The organism is Arthrobacter sp. MYb23, from assembly GCF_002979775.1.
Lineage (GTDB): Bacteria > Actinomycetota > Actinomycetes > Actinomycetales > Micrococcaceae > Arthrobacter.
In genome coordinates this window covers 191,966-210,191 of sequence record NZ_PCPR01000005.1, presented here as the reverse complement: position 1 = coordinate 210,191, position 18,226 = coordinate 191,966, and the positions used below count along the sequence as shown (strand labels likewise).

General features: G+C 62.9%; 13 protein-coding genes. 11 read left to right on the top strand and 2 right to left on the bottom strand.

All coding sequences use genetic code 11. The features are described 5' to 3' along the window. Positions 1-542 precede the first annotated feature (542 nt). Complete coding sequence (locus tag CQ020_RS08725) at positions 543-1,118, bottom strand: Clp protease N-terminal domain-containing protein (protein ID WP_105691486.1); 576 nt, start codon at positions 1,116-1,118, stop codon at positions 543-545. A 155-nt stretch (positions 1,119-1,273) separates the two neighbouring features. Next, positions 1,274-2,224, bottom strand: a complete 951-nt coding sequence (locus CQ020_RS08720; protein WP_105691485.1) for a 5'-3' exonuclease — start codon at positions 2,222-2,224, stop codon at positions 1,274-1,276. A 169-nt stretch (positions 2,225-2,393) separates the two neighbouring features. On the opposite strand from CQ020_RS08720, the gene CQ020_RS08715 reads away from it, so the two are divergent. The 11 genes from CQ020_RS08715 (at position 2,394) to CQ020_RS08660 (ending at position 18,219) form a co-directional block, all read left to right on the top strand. Next, positions 2,394-4,343, top strand: a complete 1,950-nt coding sequence (locus CQ020_RS08715; RefSeq protein ID WP_258141788.1) for an FAD-binding monooxygenase — start codon at positions 2,394-2,396, stop codon at positions 4,341-4,343. A 222-nt stretch (positions 4,344-4,565) separates the two neighbouring features. Continuing rightward, a complete protein-coding gene (locus CQ020_RS08710) occupies positions 4,566-5,420 on the top strand; it encodes a MurR/RpiR family transcriptional regulator (RefSeq protein ID WP_258141791.1) in 855 nt (284 codons plus the stop codon). A 57-nt stretch (positions 5,421-5,477) separates the two neighbouring features. Beyond that, positions 5,478-6,383 (top strand): NAD(P)-dependent oxidoreductase, encoded by a 906-nt coding sequence (locus CQ020_RS08705; RefSeq protein ID WP_105691483.1) that lies wholly within the window; start codon positions 5,478-5,480, stop codon positions 6,381-6,383. 26 nt (positions 6,384-6,409) lie between these two features. Next, complete coding sequence (locus CQ020_RS08700; RefSeq protein WP_105691482.1) at positions 6,410-7,957, top strand: aldehyde dehydrogenase; 1,548 nt, start codon at positions 6,410-6,412, stop codon at positions 7,955-7,957. Between the two features lie 11 nt (positions 7,958-7,968). Further along, positions 7,969-9,195, top strand: coding sequence for an amidohydrolase (locus tag CQ020_RS08695; protein WP_105691481.1), 1,227 nt, complete (start codon positions 7,969-7,971; stop codon positions 9,193-9,195). Continuing rightward, a complete protein-coding gene (locus CQ020_RS08690; protein WP_105691480.1) occupies positions 9,192-10,562 on the top strand; it encodes a DUF3100 domain-containing protein in 1,371 nt (456 codons plus the stop codon). Before CQ020_RS08695 ends, CQ020_RS08690 begins: the two co-directional genes overlap by 4 nt. A 163-nt stretch (positions 10,563-10,725) precedes the next feature. Further along, on the top strand, positions 10,726-12,024 hold the full coding sequence (locus tag CQ020_RS08685; RefSeq protein ID WP_105691479.1) for an SWIM zinc finger family protein: 1,299 nt from the start codon (positions 10,726-10,728) through the stop codon (positions 12,022-12,024). Beyond that, positions 12,024-13,463 carry a DUF5691 domain-containing protein gene (locus tag CQ020_RS08680; RefSeq protein ID WP_258141790.1) on the top strand — a complete coding sequence of 480 codons (1,440 nt, stop codon included), beginning with the start codon at positions 12,024-12,026 and terminating at the stop codon, positions 13,461-13,463. Before CQ020_RS08685 ends, CQ020_RS08680 begins: the two co-directional genes overlap by 1 nt. Further along, positions 13,460-14,566, top strand: a complete 1,107-nt coding sequence (locus CQ020_RS08675) for an AAA family ATPase (RefSeq protein WP_105691477.1) — start codon at positions 13,460-13,462, stop codon at positions 14,564-14,566. The genes CQ020_RS08680 and CQ020_RS08675 overlap by 4 nt, the downstream gene beginning before the upstream one ends. 3 nt (positions 14,567-14,569) lie before the next feature. Then, positions 14,570-16,996 carry a DUF5682 family protein gene (locus CQ020_RS08665; protein ID WP_219844480.1) on the top strand — a complete coding sequence of 809 codons (2,427 nt, stop codon included), beginning with the start codon at positions 14,570-14,572 and terminating at the stop codon, positions 16,994-16,996. Continuing rightward, positions 16,993-18,219, top strand: coding sequence for a VWA domain-containing protein (locus tag CQ020_RS08660; protein ID WP_258141787.1), 1,227 nt, complete (start codon positions 16,993-16,995; stop codon positions 18,217-18,219). Before CQ020_RS08665 ends, CQ020_RS08660 begins: the two co-directional genes overlap by 4 nt. Positions 18,220-18,226: the final 7 nt, after the last annotated feature.

Genomic DNA, 18,226 nt, shown 5'->3' with positions numbered 1-18,226 from the left:
ACATCGACCCCCACCAAACACCCCGACGAAACCACCACCACACACCCCAAAGAACATAAACACGCCCAAAGACGGGTTGGGGGCGGCCGGGTGCGGGATGACAGTGCCCGGATGTCGGATGTGAAAGTGAACCTTCGCGGTCCGTAGCTGGGTAGGGCCGACCTCGTTCTTTAGGGCCTCGGAATGTGCTCACCGGCAGTTCCACCGCACCTACACGCAGTGCCCGGCGCGCGTCAGGAACAGCGCGGCGTAACTCAAAGCCGTGCCCGGGCGTGAGATGCGACCTGATGCTCAGCGCAGCCACCCCCAACGAACCCAAACCCGGCCGCGTCGGGAACAGCGCGGCGTAAGTCAGGCGTGCCCGGGAGTGAGGTGCCGGGTGGGGTGTGGGGACCAGTGAGGAGCGGTGCGGGGTGTGGAGCCCAGTGAGATGCGCGACAACAGTTCCGGCCCGGTGGCATGACCATCTGCAGGCGATACTAAAAAGGGTCCCTCGGATGTGTCCGTGGGACCCTTTTTAGTTGAAATTGACTTCAGGTGGCCTAGCGGCCGCCTCCCCCTATGACCCCGGCTTCGACAGCTTTGGTCACGGCGTCAGCTTCGGCTTGGGTCAGCTTGCCGTCCGTTACCGCTTTGTCCAGCTTGGTCTTCAAAGCGGCCGAACGTTCCGCCTGGCCTGCGGCCCGGATTTCTTCCAGGGCCGTGGTGACCTTGGCTTCGTCGACGCCCAATGATTCAGCGAGCGACTTCGCCAGGGCAGCATCCTGTGCTGTACGGTCCGGCTTGGTTCCTTCCGCTCCTTGGGCAGGAGGCGTGGTGGGTTTGTTCGCCTCACGGAACGCTTTCAAGGCTTCAGTGACCTTGGCTTCGTCCACGCCGAGCTTGGTAGCCAACTCAGCAGCTATCTGACCCCGATCCCGACCCGGGCCGTGTCCACCTGGCTTTCCCCCACGATCTGACGGGGTGCCTGCATCTGTAGACGACGTGGTGCCGGGTGACGAGGTAGCGCTCGGCGATGGTGTGGTGGCCGCCGTCGCTATACCGGTTGCACCCAAACCTGCGCCCAGTGCCAGTGCTCCGGCTGCAACTCCCAGGGTGATTCTCTTGGTTTTCGACATATGCCTCTCCTCAATGAGCCGTCGATGCGGCTGGCGTCTGAGGGACGGTCATTGGTTCCGTCCTCTTAACACCATGGGAGACCCACCACAGCCCAGGCTGTTTCGAACCTGTCATTCGGCTGTGAATGTGAACTGGAGTCTGTGAGCGGAGTCCCTTAGCGGGCCCGGTCCAGCGCCTCCAGCAGCCTTTTGACCGAGCCGCCCAGGTTCCACTCGGTGGCTAAGTGTTCAAGTTCAGTTCTCGCCTCGCCGGTGACGGGGCGTAGTTCCGCGCCCGCTTCGTCAAGTGTCGGAACCTCCAGGTCACGCACTACTTTCACCACCGTGGGGGCCACCTTGAGATAGTCAGCCGCAGCGGACAGCTTGGCCTTCACCGAAGCCGAGACATCGCCGTCGGAAGCTTCCGCCGCCTCGAGCAGCCCTTCCAGCGATCCATGGGTACCGAGCAACGACGCCGCGGTTTTTTCGCCGATTCCGGCGACGCCGGGGAGTCCGTCGGAGGCATCGCCGCGAAGTGTTGCGAAGTCGGCGTATTGCTGGGGCAGGACCCGGTACTTGCCCACCACTACGACGTCGGTGAGAACTTCCAGGTTCTTCATGCCACGAGCGGTGTAGATGACACGGACACCGCGGTCATCATCAACAAGCTGGAAAAGGTCACGGTCACCGGTTACCACGTCCGTCGGGAAGGTCGCCAGGCTCGCGTAAGTGCCTATCACGTCATCCGCCTCGTGCTCGTCAACGCCCACTACAGCGATCCCGGCGAGGTCCAGGACTCGGCGGATCATGGGAATCTGCGCCTCAAGCGGGTCCGGGACAACTTCTACATCCGGGCCATGTGGGACGATCTCAGCCACCCTGTGCTGCTTGTAGCTGGGGATGAGGTCCACGCGCCATTGGGGTCGCCAATCGTTGTCCCAGCAGGCCACCAAGTGTGTGGCTTCGTAGTCGGTGGTGAGGCGGGCGATCATGTCCATCAATCCCCGCACTGCGTTCACCGGCGTTCCATCGGCCCGCCGAATGGAATCGGGTACGCCGTAGAAGGCGCGGAAATACAAGGAGGCGGTGTCCAAGAGCATCAGTCGCGGCATACCTGATCCTGACATGTCAGGACCCCGAACCGCAGGAAGCCATACAAGGTTCCTACATAAGACGCGTCAAAGACTTGAACGCGGGTGTGAGCCGCATTACGATTGACTGAGCGATAATAGAACAGGCTGTTCTATTATCGAACATCTTTTAGTGCAGTAGCCCACAAAGAAGTGAGGAAAGCCCGTGCAGTTTCACCATCACGGTTATGTATCCGGTGACCCGCGAGTTGAGCCGGCCGCCGGCGTAGGTATCGACCGCCCGGCCGAGCTTCCCGACGAGGTTGATGTTCTCATTGTGGGCACCGGCCCTGCGGGCATGCTCACGGCGGCGCAGCTCTCCCAGTTCCCGGACATCACCACTCGAATCATTGAACGTCGCCCCGGGCGTTTGGCGATCGGCCAGGCCGACGGCATTCAGGCCCGCAGTGTGGAGACATTCCAGGCCTTCGGATTTGCCGAGCGCATCATCGCAGAGGCGTACAGGATCACGGAGATGGCGTTCTGGAAGCCGGACCCGGCCGATCATTCCCGGATTGTCCGGGCTGCACGGGCTGTGGATGACCCTGCTGGAATCAGTGAATTCCCGCACCTGATCGTCAACCAGGCCCGCGTGCTGGATTACTTCGCGGAGTTCATGGCCAACTCCCCCACGCGCATGGCGCCGGATTACGGTTATGAGTTTCAGGGCCTCAACGTCACCGGCGAGGGTGATTACCCGGTGGAGGTGACCTTGGGTCACACCTCCGGGCCCAACGAAGGCCAGGAGCGCAGCATCCGCGCCAAGTACGTGGTGGGTGCAGACGGCGCCCGCAGCAAGGTTCGTGAGTCGATCGGCTGTCACCTCGCCGGAGATCAGGCCAACCACGCCTGGGGCGTCATGGATGTGCTCGCTGTGACCGATTTTCCGGATATCCGCACCAAATGCGCCATCCAGTCCGGCGCCGGCGGCAGCATCCTGTTGATTCCCCGCGAGGGCGGGCACTTGTTCCGCATGTACGTGGACCTGGGTGAAGTCAATCCCAACGACAAGGGCGCCGTGCGCCGAACCACCATTGAGCAGATCATTCAGAAAGCCAACGACATCCTCTACCCGTACACCTTGGATGTTCGCAACGTGGCGTGGCACAGCGTGTACGAGGTTGGTCACCGGCTCACGGACAGGTTCGACGACGTTCTGCCGGAGGAGCGCGGTACGCGCACCCCGCGGGTGTTTATCACCGGCGATGCATGCCATACTCACAGCGCCAAAGCCGGGCAAGGGATGAACGTGTCCATGCAGGACGGTTTCAACATCGGCTGGAAGCTCGGCCACGTCCTGGAGGGCCGCAGCCCTGAAAGCTTGTTGGACAGCTACTCGGCTGAACGCCAGGTGGTGGCCAAGAACCTCATCGACTTCGACAAACAGTGGTCCACGCTGATGGCTAAGAAGCCCGAAGAGTTCGAAGACCCCGCGGAACTGGAAACCTTCTACACCAGCACCGCCGAGTTCCCTGCTGGCTTCATGACCCAATACGCGCCCTCAATGCTCGTTGCCGAGGCGCAGCACCAGGACCTTGCCACTGGCTTCCCCGTGGGTAAACGCTTCAAATCAGCGCCAGTCCAGAGGGTTTGCGACACCAACCCCATGCACTTGGGCCACCACGCCAAGGCGGACGGCCGCTGGCGCATTTACGTGTTCGCCGACGCTGCGCAGGCCGGAGCGCAAGGCCCGGTGGCGGACTTCGCCGAGTGGATCGCGAACTCGCCGGATTCGCCGCTGGCCGCGACGCCGTCGGACGCTGACCGCGACGCCTGGTTCGACGTAAAGGTGATCTACCAACAGGACCACACCGAAGTGGACATCAACGCCGTGCCCGCGGCGTTCAAACCCACCGTTGGACCGTACAAGCTCACCTACCTGGAGAAAGTGTTCGGCACCGATCCCAACGCTGACATCTTCGAACTACGTGGGCTCAGCCGCGACGGTGTAGTGGTGGTGGTCCGCCCGGACCAGTACGTCGCCAACGTGCTGCCTTTGACAGCGACGGCGGAACTCGGCGACTTCTTCGCGCCGCTTTTGTCGACGCAGGGTGAGGAGGGGAACCCAGCTGCAGGCAGGAATGCTGCTTCCGGCTTGGTGAGTAACCAGGCCTAGGGATTGGCAGGAGTGCCGGGGAGCCCCGTTGCGGGCTTCCCGGCATTTGCTGTTTAAAGGCCGCTGGCTGCGAATTTAGAAGGTTTACATGCCTGTAACGCAAAACACTGGTCGCAAACCAAATTGCAGAGTATGTTAAATGCAATGCAGTTTGCAGAGTGATGTGGGTTACAAGGAGTAAAGACCGTGACAACCAAGCAAGAAGAGGCCGGCACCGCCCCCATGGCACGGGAAGCCGTGGACCATGCATGGCTGGGCGACGCACTTCCGGAGGTTGCGCTGTCCAAATCCCAGGCGCGGGTAGTGGAGGTCATCGCCCGAAATCCCCAGCTTTCTTCCTACGCGGACATCGCAGAGATTGCCCAGCGCTCAGACGTCAACAACTCCACCGTTGTCCGCACCGCCCAGCGCCTGGGCTACCGAGGCTGGCCGGACCTCCAGCGCGAACTGCGCTCCCGCTACCTGGTGATGATCTCCACTGAGGACACCCTGCTGGAACACGGCGAGCACCGCAGTCCCCTCCATGACGCACTGAATCACGACATCGACAACCTGCGGCTGACACTTGAGTCCAACAACGCCGAGGACGTCGAGGCCGCCATCGCGGCCTTGGCAGCTGCAAGGTCCATCACGGCCATCGGCATCGGATCCTTCGCTGGACCGGCAAGCGTCATGGCCCACCTCGGTACCACCATGGGCTACCCCATCACCCTGGAAAATCGGGGCGGCGTCCACCTTGCCTCGGCAGCCAACAGCCTGGGTCCCGGTGATGTTCTGGTAGTGGTCAATATGTGGCGGTCCGTTCAGCAGATCATCGTCACTGCTGAAGCCGCCAAACAAGCCGGCGCAACCGTCGTCGCCATCAGCGATATGCGCCGTGGCCGCCTCGCCGCAGCGGCAGATCACTTGCTGGTTGTCGCTTCGGAAGGAATCTCCTTCTTCCAATCGGTGACTGCTGCAAATTCCATGGTCTACGGACTGCTGGCCGGCATGGAAGCGGCCCACCCCGAGCGCAGCCGCGCTGCCATCCGGCGAACCCAGCAACTCTGGAAAGACCTGGACATCTACCTGGATTGATATCCGCGGCTGGCCCCCAGACACTTCCCGCTACAAAATCCCCTCTAGGAGTTCCTCATGAGCAACAACCAACGCATAGCCGTTATCGGCCTCGGATCCATGGGAGGGGCGATGGCTGCAACCCTCCACAGCGCTGGCTGGGACGTCACGGGTTTCGATCCCTCGGAAGCAGCGCGACTAGCAGCCGCCGAAACGGGAATATCGACGACGGCCGAACTCAAGGATCTCGCTGGCACCCCCTACGTGGTCCTGTCGCTCCCCTCGGCCAAGATCGTCGAAGCAACAGTTCCCACGCTCCTCTCGGCACCCGGGACCATCGCGATCATTGACACCACTACCTCCGAGCCAGGCACCAGCAAGGCCATGGATGCCCTGGCCGAATCCAAAGGGGCAGCGTTCGTGGATGCCCCAGTGTCGGGCGGACGTGACGGAGCAGCAACCGGCACCCTGAGCGCATTCGTAGGAGCAACTGAAACTGCCGTGGTGGCCGCGCAACCCGTCCTTGACGCCCTCACAGGTGGCAGGTACGCCCACATTGGCGGCCCCGGAAGCGGCAACGTGGTCAAACTGTTGAACAACGTCCTCGCTGCAGCCAATCTGGTGTCCGTCGGAGAAGCCCTCGGTGTGGCAAAGGCCTACGGCATCGACCCCGCCGTAGCGGCAGCCAGCATCAGCAACGCCTCCGGCGGGAGCAAAGTCTCCGCCGCGATGTACCCCAACTGGGTACTGTCCGGTACCCACAATTCCGGATTCTCCCTCGGCCTGATGGCACGGGACGCGGCACTCGCCATCGACATGGCCCGGCAGGTCGGCGAACAGCCTGACCTTCTGGCGGCGGCCGCCGGCCAATGGCAGGCAGCCCTCGCAGCCCTTGGCCCGGCCGCCGATTTCACCGAGATCGCAAGGACGGTGGCGCCCGCGGTGACTCCTGCCGGCGCCCCGAACACCACGCACGCAGTGTAGCCATTCCAGCAAGAGAAGGAACTACTTTGAGCATCACCATAGCCCCCGCTGCATCATCCACAACCACAGCACGTGAAGTCCTGAGCGCAGCTTTCCCCGCAGGTTTTGGCCCCTTCCTGGACGGAAAGGTGGTGCCGGGATCTGGCGACACCATTACCCTGACGTCGGCGGCCACGGGTGAACCGTTTGCGACGTACGCCGATCCTGGCAGTGAAGGCGCCAACGCCATCCTGGAGAGCTCCGTCCGCGGCGCCGCCGCCTGGGGGGCCCTGAATGGCTTCGAACGAGCCGCCATCCTCCGCAACGTCAGCCTGGTAGTGGAAGCCCACACCGAAGAATTGGCGATCCTCGAATCCGCCACCACGGGGAAACCCATCCGCGATGCCCGCGTCGAAGCGTCCAAGGTTGCTGAAATGTTCGGCTATTACGCAGGCTGGGCAGACAAGCTGACAGGCCAGACGATTCCCGTCCCGGGCCCCTGGCATACCTACACCGAGCGCGTGCCCTGGGGTGTGGTGGTGGCCATTACGCCCTGGAATGCTCCGCTCTTCACCGCAGGCTGGAACTCAGCCGCTCCGCTGGCTGCAGGCAACGCCGTCATCATCAAGCCCAGTGAATTCACGCCCGCCACCACCGTCCGGCTCGCCCAGTTAGCTCACCAGGCCGGACTCCCCGACGGCGTCTTCAACGTCGCTGCAGGCTTGGGACAAACCGTTGGAGCCACGCTGACCTCGGATCGACGCGTCGGCAAAGTCAGCTTCATTGGTTCCGTCCCCACAGGACGCCGTGTCGCCGTAACTGCCGCGCAGGCCGGCATTCCAGCATTGCTGGAACTTGGCGGCAAAAGCGCCAACATCGTGTTCGCAGATGCCGATTTGGAGCGGGCTGCCGATGGTGCCATCTCCGCGATCTTCTCCGGCGCGGGCCAGTCGTGCGTCGCCGGCTCCCGTCTCCTTGTAGAGCGCAGCGTGCATGCCCGCTTCGTGGAAATGGTGGCCGAACGCGCTGCCCGGCTCCGCGTCGGCGACCCGCTGGACCCCGACACCGAGGTTGGCCCCATCATCACGGCCCCTCAGTTTGCCACCGTCACCTCGCTGATTGAGGCAGGAATGAACGACGGCGGCCGCCGCCTTACGGAGGCAGCGCTGCCGGAATCATTGGCTGGCTCCAACCTCGCCGGCGGGCACTGGGTCATGCCCACGCTCCTGGACGGCGTATCGCCAGCGAACCGTTTGGAGACCACTGAAGTATTTGGTCCCGTGGTGGGGGCCGACGCTTTCGACACCGAGGCTGAGGCCATCGCCAGGGCCAACAACACCACCTTCGGATTGGCCGGCGCCGTCTGGACATCGGACATTTCCCGGGCCCATCACATCGCCCGCGAAGTGAAGGCCGGGACCTTCTGGATCAACTCGTACAAGACCATCCACGTTGCTGTTCCTTTTGGTGGCTTCGGCGATTCCGGACACGGCCGCTCCTCCGGCCCGGGTGTCCTGGACGAATACACCCAGACGAAAGCAGTCTGGGTGCCCACACGGGCGGCCGGCTCCCCCTTCCCGTCCCTGTCCTACTAGCAGGAAGAACCATGGAAACCACCAACACAACACCCCCGGATGAAGGCCTTCGCACAGCGCTCGCGGATGGCGTCGCAACGTGGAAGCCACGAGTGCGGGCACTGTCAGAGGATCTGCACGCCAATCCTGAGATCTCCTTCGAGGAAGTCCGTGCAGCTGAGGCAATTACGTCCCTTTTGTCTGAAGGGGGCTTTGATGTCACCCAAGGAACGGCTGATTTGCCCACAGCCTTTACTGCGAGCGCGGGAAGCGGTGACCTGGCTGTTGCCCTGTGCGTCGAGTACGACGCGCTGCCGTCTGTGGGCCACGCCTGCGGACACAACCTCATCGCGGGTGCGTCTGTAGCTGCTGCGCTCGCTCTCCTTCCCCACGTGGACGACCTCGGCATTACGTTGAAGGCGATCGGCACGCCGGCTGAGGAGCATGGCGGCGGCAAAGTGCTGATGCTGGAGCGCGGTGCCTTTGACGGAGTTGGGCTGGCTCTGATGGTCCACCCTGTGCAGGACGGCGTTACGTACAACCCCGCGGGGACCACCGCCCAAGCTGTGGGCCGCTACGAGGCTGTCTTCACGGGTAAGGCCGCCCACGCTGCGGCCGCCCCGCATATGGGGGTCAATGCCGGCGACGCGGCCGTGCTCAGTCAGGTAGCCATCGGTTTGCTTCGTCAGCAGATTCCCGGTGATCACCGGGTTGCCTGCTATGTGGCTGAGGCCGGGCATGTCACCAACATCATCCCGGATCACGCCGTTGTTCCGTTCGAGTGCCGAGCTTTTACTCTTCCGGAGTACGAAGCGTTGCTCGAGCGGGTCAGGCGGTGTTTTGAAGGCGCAGCAATTGCCACAGGAACCACTTTGGAAATCACTGCCGCGGAACCGCTCTACGAGCCGCTGATCCAGGATGCGGAACTTGCCGCCCACTGGACAGAAGCCATGGACGCGTTCGGTAAGGACACTTCTCCGGCGGCGGGTATGGGCGGAGGCTCCACGGACATGGGAAATATCTCCCAAGTGATTCCATCGCTGCATCCATGGCTCAGTATTCCCGGCGCGAACGTTCCCATCCATTCGCATGGCTTCGCGGCCCTTGCGAACACACCCGAGGCGTACGCCGTGATGTTCGAGGCAGCCATCGCACTGGCTTGGACGGTGGCGGGCGCTGCAACCAATCCCCAACAGAGAGATCGCTTCGTTAAGGCGGCCTACCGTCGCGAAGCCACGATTCAGGAAGCATCATCATGAGCACCAGCACCGAAACCACGCGGACGGACAAGGCCGGCACACGGCTGACGCTTCCTGTTGCCGCGCTGGCGTTTGTCATTGCCCTTGCGGTCCAGTTCATCGGCCAGGCCAAGATTGATCTCGGCATTGGTGCGATCATCATTTTCCCCATGGTTTGGGGCTTGATCCTTGGCTTGCTGGTTTCCATCCAGAAGTTCAAGCCGCTGGGCCTGGACCTCCAGCGTGTGGCCGCCGCCCTTGTTGGCGTGGCAGTCCTGCTCCTGGTGGCCAGGCTCGCCTTCAATATCGGCCCAAGCCTGCCGAGTCTGATCAAGGCCGGCCCCGCGCTGCTCCTCCAGGAAGTGGGCCATCTGCTGGGGACCATCGTGTTGGCACTGCCGCTCGCTGTGTTGCTGCGTATGGGCAAGGCCACTGTGGGCGCCACGTTCTCGCTGGACCGCGAACCGTCGTTCGCCATGGTCTCTGAGAAGTACGGTCCTGACTCCGACCAATACCGCGGCGTGCTGGCCATGTATGTTTTCGGTACCCTGTTCGGCGCCATCTTCATCACACTCCTGACATCGTTGGTGGCCAACTGGAAGATCTTCGATCCCCTGGCCCTTGCGATGGGTGCGGGCGTTGGTTCGGGTTCCATGATGGCGGCCTCTGCCGCGAGCATCATTGCCGCCTACCCGGGTGACCAGGAAGCCATTCTGGGCATGGCAGCAGTCTCCAACCTGATCACCACCATCCTGGGTGTCTACGTAGGCATCTATATCGCACTGCCCGTTGCTGACAAGTTCTATAAGGTACTCACCCGCAACAAGGAATCGCAGAAGGTCGGAGCCGGCACGGCTCCACAGGCCCGCACCGCAGCTGAGCTGGAACAGGACGAGGTCCAGGCCGAGGAGAACCGCCGCTTCCGTGAAGAGGTAGCGAAGTCTTCCGCGGCAATGAAGTTGCCGCTATGGCTTTCCCTGTCTGTCTTGACGGTGTTGGGTATTGGCACTGCAGCCGTGGCCGCAAAGGGCCTGAGTGTCTCCATCCTGGCTGGATACGGCATCATGTTGGCTCTGGTCTTGGTCAGTTTGCTGCTGGCCAAGATCACCCGGAAGGTTTCGGCCATTGTCTTCATCACCACTATTGGCGCCTATGTTTCGAGCCCGTGGTTCTTTGGGTCCGGCGTCTTGAATGAGGCCGTCAAGACTGTCGACTTCCTCTCCATAGCCACCGTGATGCTGACCTTGGCTGGCTTGTCACTCGGGAAGGACATTCCGTTGTTGCGGAACATCGGGTGGAAGATCATTCCCGTTGGCTTGGTGGCGATCACGGCGTCCTTCCTGCTCTCCACGGTCATCGCGGAGTTTGCGTTGGGACTCTGGCACTAACAAATGCCCGGCAGGCTTCGGCCCGGATGCTCGCACAGCTGTGAGCATCCGGGCCGTTCTTGCTTTGTTGGAGAGCATTGCATAGAGCCAGCATTGCGCAGGGCCACAGCTGCTCAGCGGGTCCTGTGTGAAACTGTCGTAGCCGTCAGGCAGAATAAAACTCATGGGGCGTTGGAGCGAAGAGACAGTCATCAAAGCCGCCCCGGACGCATCTTCCTTGGCGGCGGCACGGAAGCTGGCGCATCCCGGCCCATGGTCGGACTCCGGCAGCAATGATGTCCTTGTCTGGGGCAGGTGCCAAGGCAGCGGAAAAACGCCGTACCAAGTCAGCGTTGACATCGTAGCGCCCGCCTACCGCTGCTCGTGCCCCAGTCGGAAGTTCCCCTGCAAGCATGCCTTGGCACTGCTCCTCCTGTGGTCCCGGGGTGAAGCAGCCGAAGCAGGAGCCGCCACTGCGGATTTCGCCAAGGAGTGGGCCGATCAACGGGCCGACCGCGCCACTGCCAAGGAACGCCGGCAAAGCGAGCAGCCCGCCGATCCGGAAGCGCAGGCAAAACGTCTCGCTGCGCGGCTCGCGCTGATGGACGCGGGGGTAGATGATTTTTCGCGCTGGCTGACGGACCTGGTCCGGACAGGCCTCGCCGCCGCCCGCAAGCAACCGTATTCGTGGTGGGATGGCGTCGCAGCCCGTTTGGTGGACTCCCAACTTCCTGGTTTGGCCGAGCAAGTACGTGACATGGCTTCCCAAATCCATGGCAGGACGGACTGGTCTGACCATCTTCTCCTCCATGCGGGCCGCTGGTGGGCACTCACCAAGGCCTGGTCAGCCAGGGACAATCTATCTCCGGATGAGTTCGCTGACGTCAAGGCTGCCCTCGGGTGGTCCACGGCGTCGGCCGATGTACAGGACACTGAGCAGTTGCCGGGTCCTTGGCTGGTTCTGGGTGCCCACCGGAGCGATGACGGACGACTGCAGCAACAACGGACCTGGCTTCAAGGCCCGGACGGGACGGTAGTGGTGGTCCTCGACTTCGCCGCACAGGGCCAGGGTTTGGCTGCCCCGCAACTTGCCGGGGCTCTGCTGGATGTCACAATTGCCCGCTACCCCGGTACAGCACCGCAGCGCGCCATGTTCACTGGCCCCGTTAATCCCCTGGGCGCGGCCCCTAGCCTTGGACAGGGCAACAGCATCGGGCAGGCCCTCAAACAGGAGTCTGCTGCAGTTGCCGTCTCGCCGTGGCGGACCAGGCATCCCGTGCTGTTGGAAGGAGTCATCATCAACCCCGAGGACAGGGGGTGGCTGCACGATCCGAATGGCGAGGCACTTCCCTTGGTGGATGCTCCCCTGGACTCGCTGCTGGCACTGACCGGCGGCCATGCGGCCGATATTTTCGGTGAACTGGAAGATGGCCGCCTGCGTCCGTTGACCGTCGTCGTCGACTCCATGGTGGTGACCCCGTGATGTGGTTGACGGATCTGCGAACGGCAGCGTTAGTGGGTACGGGCCGGCATGAGGCTCCCCTTCCGCCCGCTGAGATGGGGTTTCACGCCCCCGAGGGCCAAAGCCGGGAGGAATTCCTGTTGGATCAAGCCGCCTTGGCAGACGTTGTTACCCGGGCCACACGGTCAGCCTCCGCCGTGCCCATCACCGGAGTTTTCTCGCCGGCCCCCGCTGATATGGAGCCACAAGCCAGCGGCGAAGCCGCCAGGCTCTTGGACCTTTTACTGACCCAGCCACCCGTGGGTCTTGAGCTGAGGACCCAGCTGGTAGCGGACTGGCTGAAGTTAGCCGAAGAATCACGACGCCGGGTCCCTCACCGGCTGCTGCCGGCGTTGCTGACGTTGGCTGAGACTAAATCCACTGTTTTCAGGAGCCTGGAGCCGGCCATAGGAACCCGTGGCCGGTGGATGCAGGAGATCAAGAGCCCGACTTCACAAGAGCCTGCCAGCCAAAGGACCGGCGCACCAAGTTCTGACGCGGCGGCGGACTATGACGTCCTCAGAAACCGTGATGCATCAGCTGCGCGGGTCCAGCTCCAAGAGAACTGGACGTCGCTCAGCGCCAGGGAGCGGGCAGGTAATCTGGCGCTGTTCGCTGGAAACCTCCTTGACGAGGACGAAGCCTTGTTGGAGCGGGCCTTGGATGACAAAGCCAAGGGCGTACGGGAAGTGGCTCTTCGGCTTTTGGACCAGCTCCCCAGGAGTGCACGCGCTACCCGCATGGCCGCCCGGCTAAAACCCTTGCTGCAGGTCAAGGGGCTTCTGAGCAAACGGCTGGAAATCGATCTCCCTCCGGACCCCGACAAGGACGCATTGCGGGACGGAGTACCCGCGGACCCCCGCAAGGGCGAACCGGATCGGATGGCCCGGCTGGAAGCCATCATTAAGGGGGCGCCGCTGGACGTATGGACGTCGGTGACAGGCCGTAACCGTTCGGCCACCGCCTCCTTGCTGAAGGACGAACCCCGCATCCTGGACGCGATGATTGCTGCAACTGCTGCCCGTAACGATGTTGAGTGGGCCCGTGGGCTTCTCACCGTCGTGACGGACAGGAGGCTGTTGGATTGTCTCCCTCCGGCGGAGCGGGCCCATTGGTTGGAGAGGCATGTCAGGATAAGCAACGACCAACCGCTGACCTTGGCACCGCTCCTGCAAGACCTGCCGCAACCGTGGTCCGTGCCGTTGGCGGATGCGGTACTGACAGTAATTTCCGGCAAGGACGGGGGCCGTTTGGCCGCCATGCTGTCCGAAGACTTACCCACGGCGCTGCCGCCCGAGGCAACCGAACGTTGCCGGCTGCTTTTGGCAGAAACAGATAAAGACGCTGCACGGCGCCGTGTTCTGCGCGATGCGGTCCAATACCAATCATTCAAACAATCCCTGACGGAGGCTTTCCGATGACCGATGCCCAGAACGCCACGGAGGTTCTTCGCGCCCACGCAGAGAACGCGTACGCCGATGAACTCAGCGCTTTGGATGCTGTTGACGATCGCCCCCTCCCACCCAGCTGGCGTCTTTCCCCATGGGCAGTCACCACTTATATCCTCGGTGGAACCTTAGCCAACGGTGTTCAGATCACTCCGAAGTATCTTGGCTCCGAACGCCTGGTTGAAATCGCCGTGGCGTCACTGGCAACAGACCGCGCACTGCTGTTGCTCGGTGTTCCGGGAACCGCGAAGACCTGGCTTGGTGAGCACCTGGCGGCAGCCATCTCCGGCTCGTCCACCTTGGTGGTGCAAGGCACCGCGGGTACCCCCGAAGAGGCCTTGCGGTATGGATGGAACTACGCCCGCTTGTTGGCCGATGGCCCTTCCCGCGCCGCCATGGTTCCGGGGCCGGTGATGCGCGCCATGGAGACAGGAAGCCTGGTGCGCGTGGAGGAACTGACCCGCATCCCCTCCGATGTGCAGGACTCCCTCATCACGATTCTGAGCGAGAAGACGCTGCCCATTCCAGAACTCAACGAGGAAGTCCAGGCACGGAAGGGCTTCAACGTGATTGCCACGGCGAACAATCGCGATAAGGGCGTCAACGATCTCTCCTCCGCCCTTCGCCGCCGGTTCAACACGGTGGTCCTGCCGCTTCCGGACAGCATTGACCAAGAGGTGGAGATCGTCACCACCCGTGTCCGCAGCCTGGGTGAGTCCCTGGAGCTGCCGGCAGACTTGGCTGCACTGTCCGAGATCCGCAGGGTGGTGACCGTGATGCGCGAGCTCCGGTCAGGAGTGACGCAGGATCAGCGCACCACCATCAAGTCGCCGTCGGCCACGTTGTCCACAGCGGAGGCCATTTCCGTGATGACCAACGGGCTGTCACTGGCCGCACACTTTGGAGACGGCACAGTCCGTGCGGAGGATGTGGCCGCCAGCTTGGTGGGCGCAGTAATCAAGGACCCCGTGCAGGACCGTGTGGTCTGGCAGGAGTACTTGGAGACCGTGGTGAGGAACCGGCCCGAATGGAAAGACCTGTACCGTGCCTGCCGCGACCTCGAATCGTCCAACTGAAACATGACAGACGTCCACATTCTGGGGATCCGGCACCACGGTCCGGGTTCGGCCCATTCCGTCGCGGAAGCCCTGGCGACCCTTAGGCCTGATGTGGTGCTGGTGGAAGGGCCACCGGAGCTTGACCAGGTCATCCCGCTGGTCACGGATCCGGACATGGTGCCACCCGTCGCAGGCTTGATCTACGCGGTGGACGAGCCTCGATTGGCCTCCTTCTACCCCATGGCCTCCTTCTCACCGGAGTGGGTGGCAATCCGCTGGGCTCTGTCAACCGGAAAACCTGTGCGTGCCATCGATCTGCCCGCCGCACACACGTTCGCACTCAGGGCCTCAGAGGAACGCGCCGCGACAGCGGCGGCGGCTTCGGCCGAGGAAGATTCCACTGACGCGTCGGCGACGACGGAACCTGCGGTAGCCTCCTCCGACGACGACGGCGGGGGGCTTGCCGCCGTCGTCGGGAACCATCCGGACGTCGACGCTAAGCCCGCCGCCGTCGTCGTGAACCATCCGGACGGCGGCAAGGATCATTCAGTCATCCAGCAGCAGGCGTACCGGCCCGACGCGATTGGTATGTTGGCCGAAGCTGCAGGCTACAGCGACGCGGAACGATGGTGGGAAGACGCCGTGGAGCACCGGAACACGGACCCCGTTGAACGCTTTGAAGCTCTCATCGAGGCGATCACGGAAATCCGAGCCATGGATCAGCGTCCCCCGGAACATCCTGACGTCCTGGAGAATAACCGCCGGGAAGCTGCCATGCGGCGCTTGTTGCGCGCTGCCATGCGCGAAGGGCATGAACGCATCGCAGTGGTATGCGGCGCCTATCACGCACCGGCCTTGGTACCCGCCGGTTTCCCTTCGGTGTCCGCCGACAACAAAGTCCTCGCCGGTTTGCCCAAGGCCAAAGTGTCAGTCACCTGGGTTCCATGGACCTCGGACCGGCTCAGCCTGGGCAGCGGATACGGAGCAGGGGTCACTGCGCCGGGCTGGTACCAGCACCTGTTCGCACACTGGACGGCCAAGGAACCCACGAAGGATGTTGCCACCACGTGGCTTGTCCGGGTAGCCCATGCGTTGCGCAAAGAGAACCTGGACGCCTCCACGGCCTCCATTGTGGAGGCCAGCAGGATGGCTACGGCGTTGGCTGCCGTCCGTGGACGGCCAAGCCCTGGTTTACCGGAGTTGGACGATGCCGCGCAGACCGTCCTGTGCGACGGTTCGCCCCTGCCGTTGGCCCTGGTTCACCGTGAACTGACTGTTGGGCGCAAGCTCGGGAACGTTCCCGACTCCGTACCTACGCTCCCGCTGGCAGCGGACCTTAGCGCCACGCAGCGCAAGCTACGCATGAAGCCCAGTGCCATGGAAGAGGTCATGGTCCTGGACCTGCGCAAGCCGAACCAGTTGGCCCGTTCGGTGCTCCTCCACCGTTTGTCACTGCTGGGCGTGGACTGGGGACAGCCAGCTGACGCCGGCAGGACCACTGGCACCTTCAAAGAAGCATGGACGTTGGCGTGGAAACCCGAGTTGGCTGTTTCAGTGGTGGAAGCGAGCCGCTACGGCACCACCGTCGCCTCAGCAGCAGCCACGTACGTCTCCGAGCAGGCGCAGGCGGCCGAAAGCCTGCCCGTTCTGAGCAGACTGCTGGAGAGTTGCCTCCTGGCCGAATTACCCGACGGCATCGCCGGCGTCGTGTCCGCTTTGGCTGAACGTACTGCGCTGCAGCAGGACGCTCCTCCCCTCTTGGAAACCATCGCCCCGCTGGCCCGCACCTGCAGGTACGGCAACGTGCGCGGGGTGGACGTGAGCGATGTCCGGAAAATCCTGCAGGCGACTGTAGTCCGTGCGTGTGTTGGACTGCCCACTGCCTGCGCCGGCTTGGATGACGATGCTGCTGGTGTGATGCGCCGGGCCATTGACCGGGCACAAGATGGCATGACCCTCCTGCCCGAGTTGCCGTTGGATGACTGGCATGCTGCCCTCTCAGCGGTGGCACACTCGGACACGATTCATGGCTCGGTGGCCGGACGGGCCACCCGGCTCCTGCTGGATGCGGGGCTGGTGGAAGGAACTGATGTTGCGTCACGTCTGAGCAGACGTTTGTCGATTGCCACACCGGCCCCTGATGCCGCTGCCTGGCTGGATGGCCTCCTGTCCGGCGACGCGACCTTGATGATCCATGATCGGCGGCTCCTGCAGATCGTTGATGATTGGGTGGACGGCGTGCACGATGACGTGTTTGAGGACGTCTTGCCTTTGATCCGGAGAACGTTCTCGGCGTTCAGCAGGCCTGAGCGGCGCGAAATCGGCGAGCAGTTGAGCCGGGTCGGTTCTGCCGGCGTCGACGTTGAGCCCTCCCCCATGGACCTGTCCGGAGCGGGCCCGGCGCTGGGAACCATGGCACGAATTCTGGGATGGAAGGCGATCGCATGAGCGACGATGCAGCTGTGGCAGGTAGCCCGGACGCACCGGATGATTCACCCGGGTCCGGGCGTGACCGGTTGAGCCGTTGGCGTTTGGTCCTGGGCGGGCACGATGCTGACGGCATCTCGACAGGGGAAGGTGTGCCGGTGCAGCTCTCAGAGGATGATGTGCGACGCGATCAGGCGCTGGAAGAGCTCTACGGTGAAGGGTCCAACCGGCGCGGTGGACTGGGCTCGTCCAGTCCACGCGTGGCCCGATGGCTTGGCGACATCCGTGGGTACTTTCCCTCCTCGGTGGTCCAGGTCATGCAGGCCGATGCCATGGACCGGCTCGGACTGAGGCAGCTGCTTCTGGAACCGGAAATGCTCCGGACAGTCCAACCCGATATCGGCTTGGTGAGCACCTTGGTAGGTCTGGGGCGGGTCATTCCCGAGGAGTCCCGGGAAACTGCCAGATCGGTGATTCGGCAGGTTACCAAGGAGCTTGAAGAACGCTTGCGTGCCAAGACGATTCAGGCAGTTTCAGGGGCGCTCAACCGCTCCGCAAGGACACGCCGGCCACGCCACAGGGATATCGACTGGAACAGGACCATCGCCGCTAACCTCAAGCACTACCAGCCCGAATACCGGACGGTGGTGCCCGAGCGGCTCCATGGACACGCACGACGCAGCACTGAAATTCAGCGCGAGATCATTTTGTGCATCGACCAGTCGGGCTCCATGGCTGAATCAGTGGTGTATTCCAGCGTCTTTGGAGCTGTCCTTAGCTCGCTCAAGTCAGTGAGTACCAGGTTGGTGGTCTTTGACACCGAAGTGGTGGATCTGACCGAGGACCTGGACGATCCGGTGGACGTGCTGTTCGGCGTGCAACTGGGCGGTGGCACGGACATCAACCGAGCACTCGCCTACTGTCAGGACCAGATCACCAAACCCGCCGAAACCATCCTGGTGCTGATCAGCGACCTCTACGAGGGCGGGATAGCCGAAGAAATGCTGCGTCGTGCCGCTTCCATTGTGGGCGGCGGCACAACCATGGTCGCGTTGCTGGCCTTGAGCGACAGCGGCCATCCATCCTTCGACTCCAGCCACGCGGCAGCGCTTGCCGGCATCGGTGTGCCCGCGTTCGCATGCACTCCGGATCTTTTCCCGGACATGATGGCTGCGGCCATTGAACGCCGGGATGTCAGCGAATGGGCAGCCTCCCAGGACATCCCAACCAGTCACGAAAACTAGCAGGCAG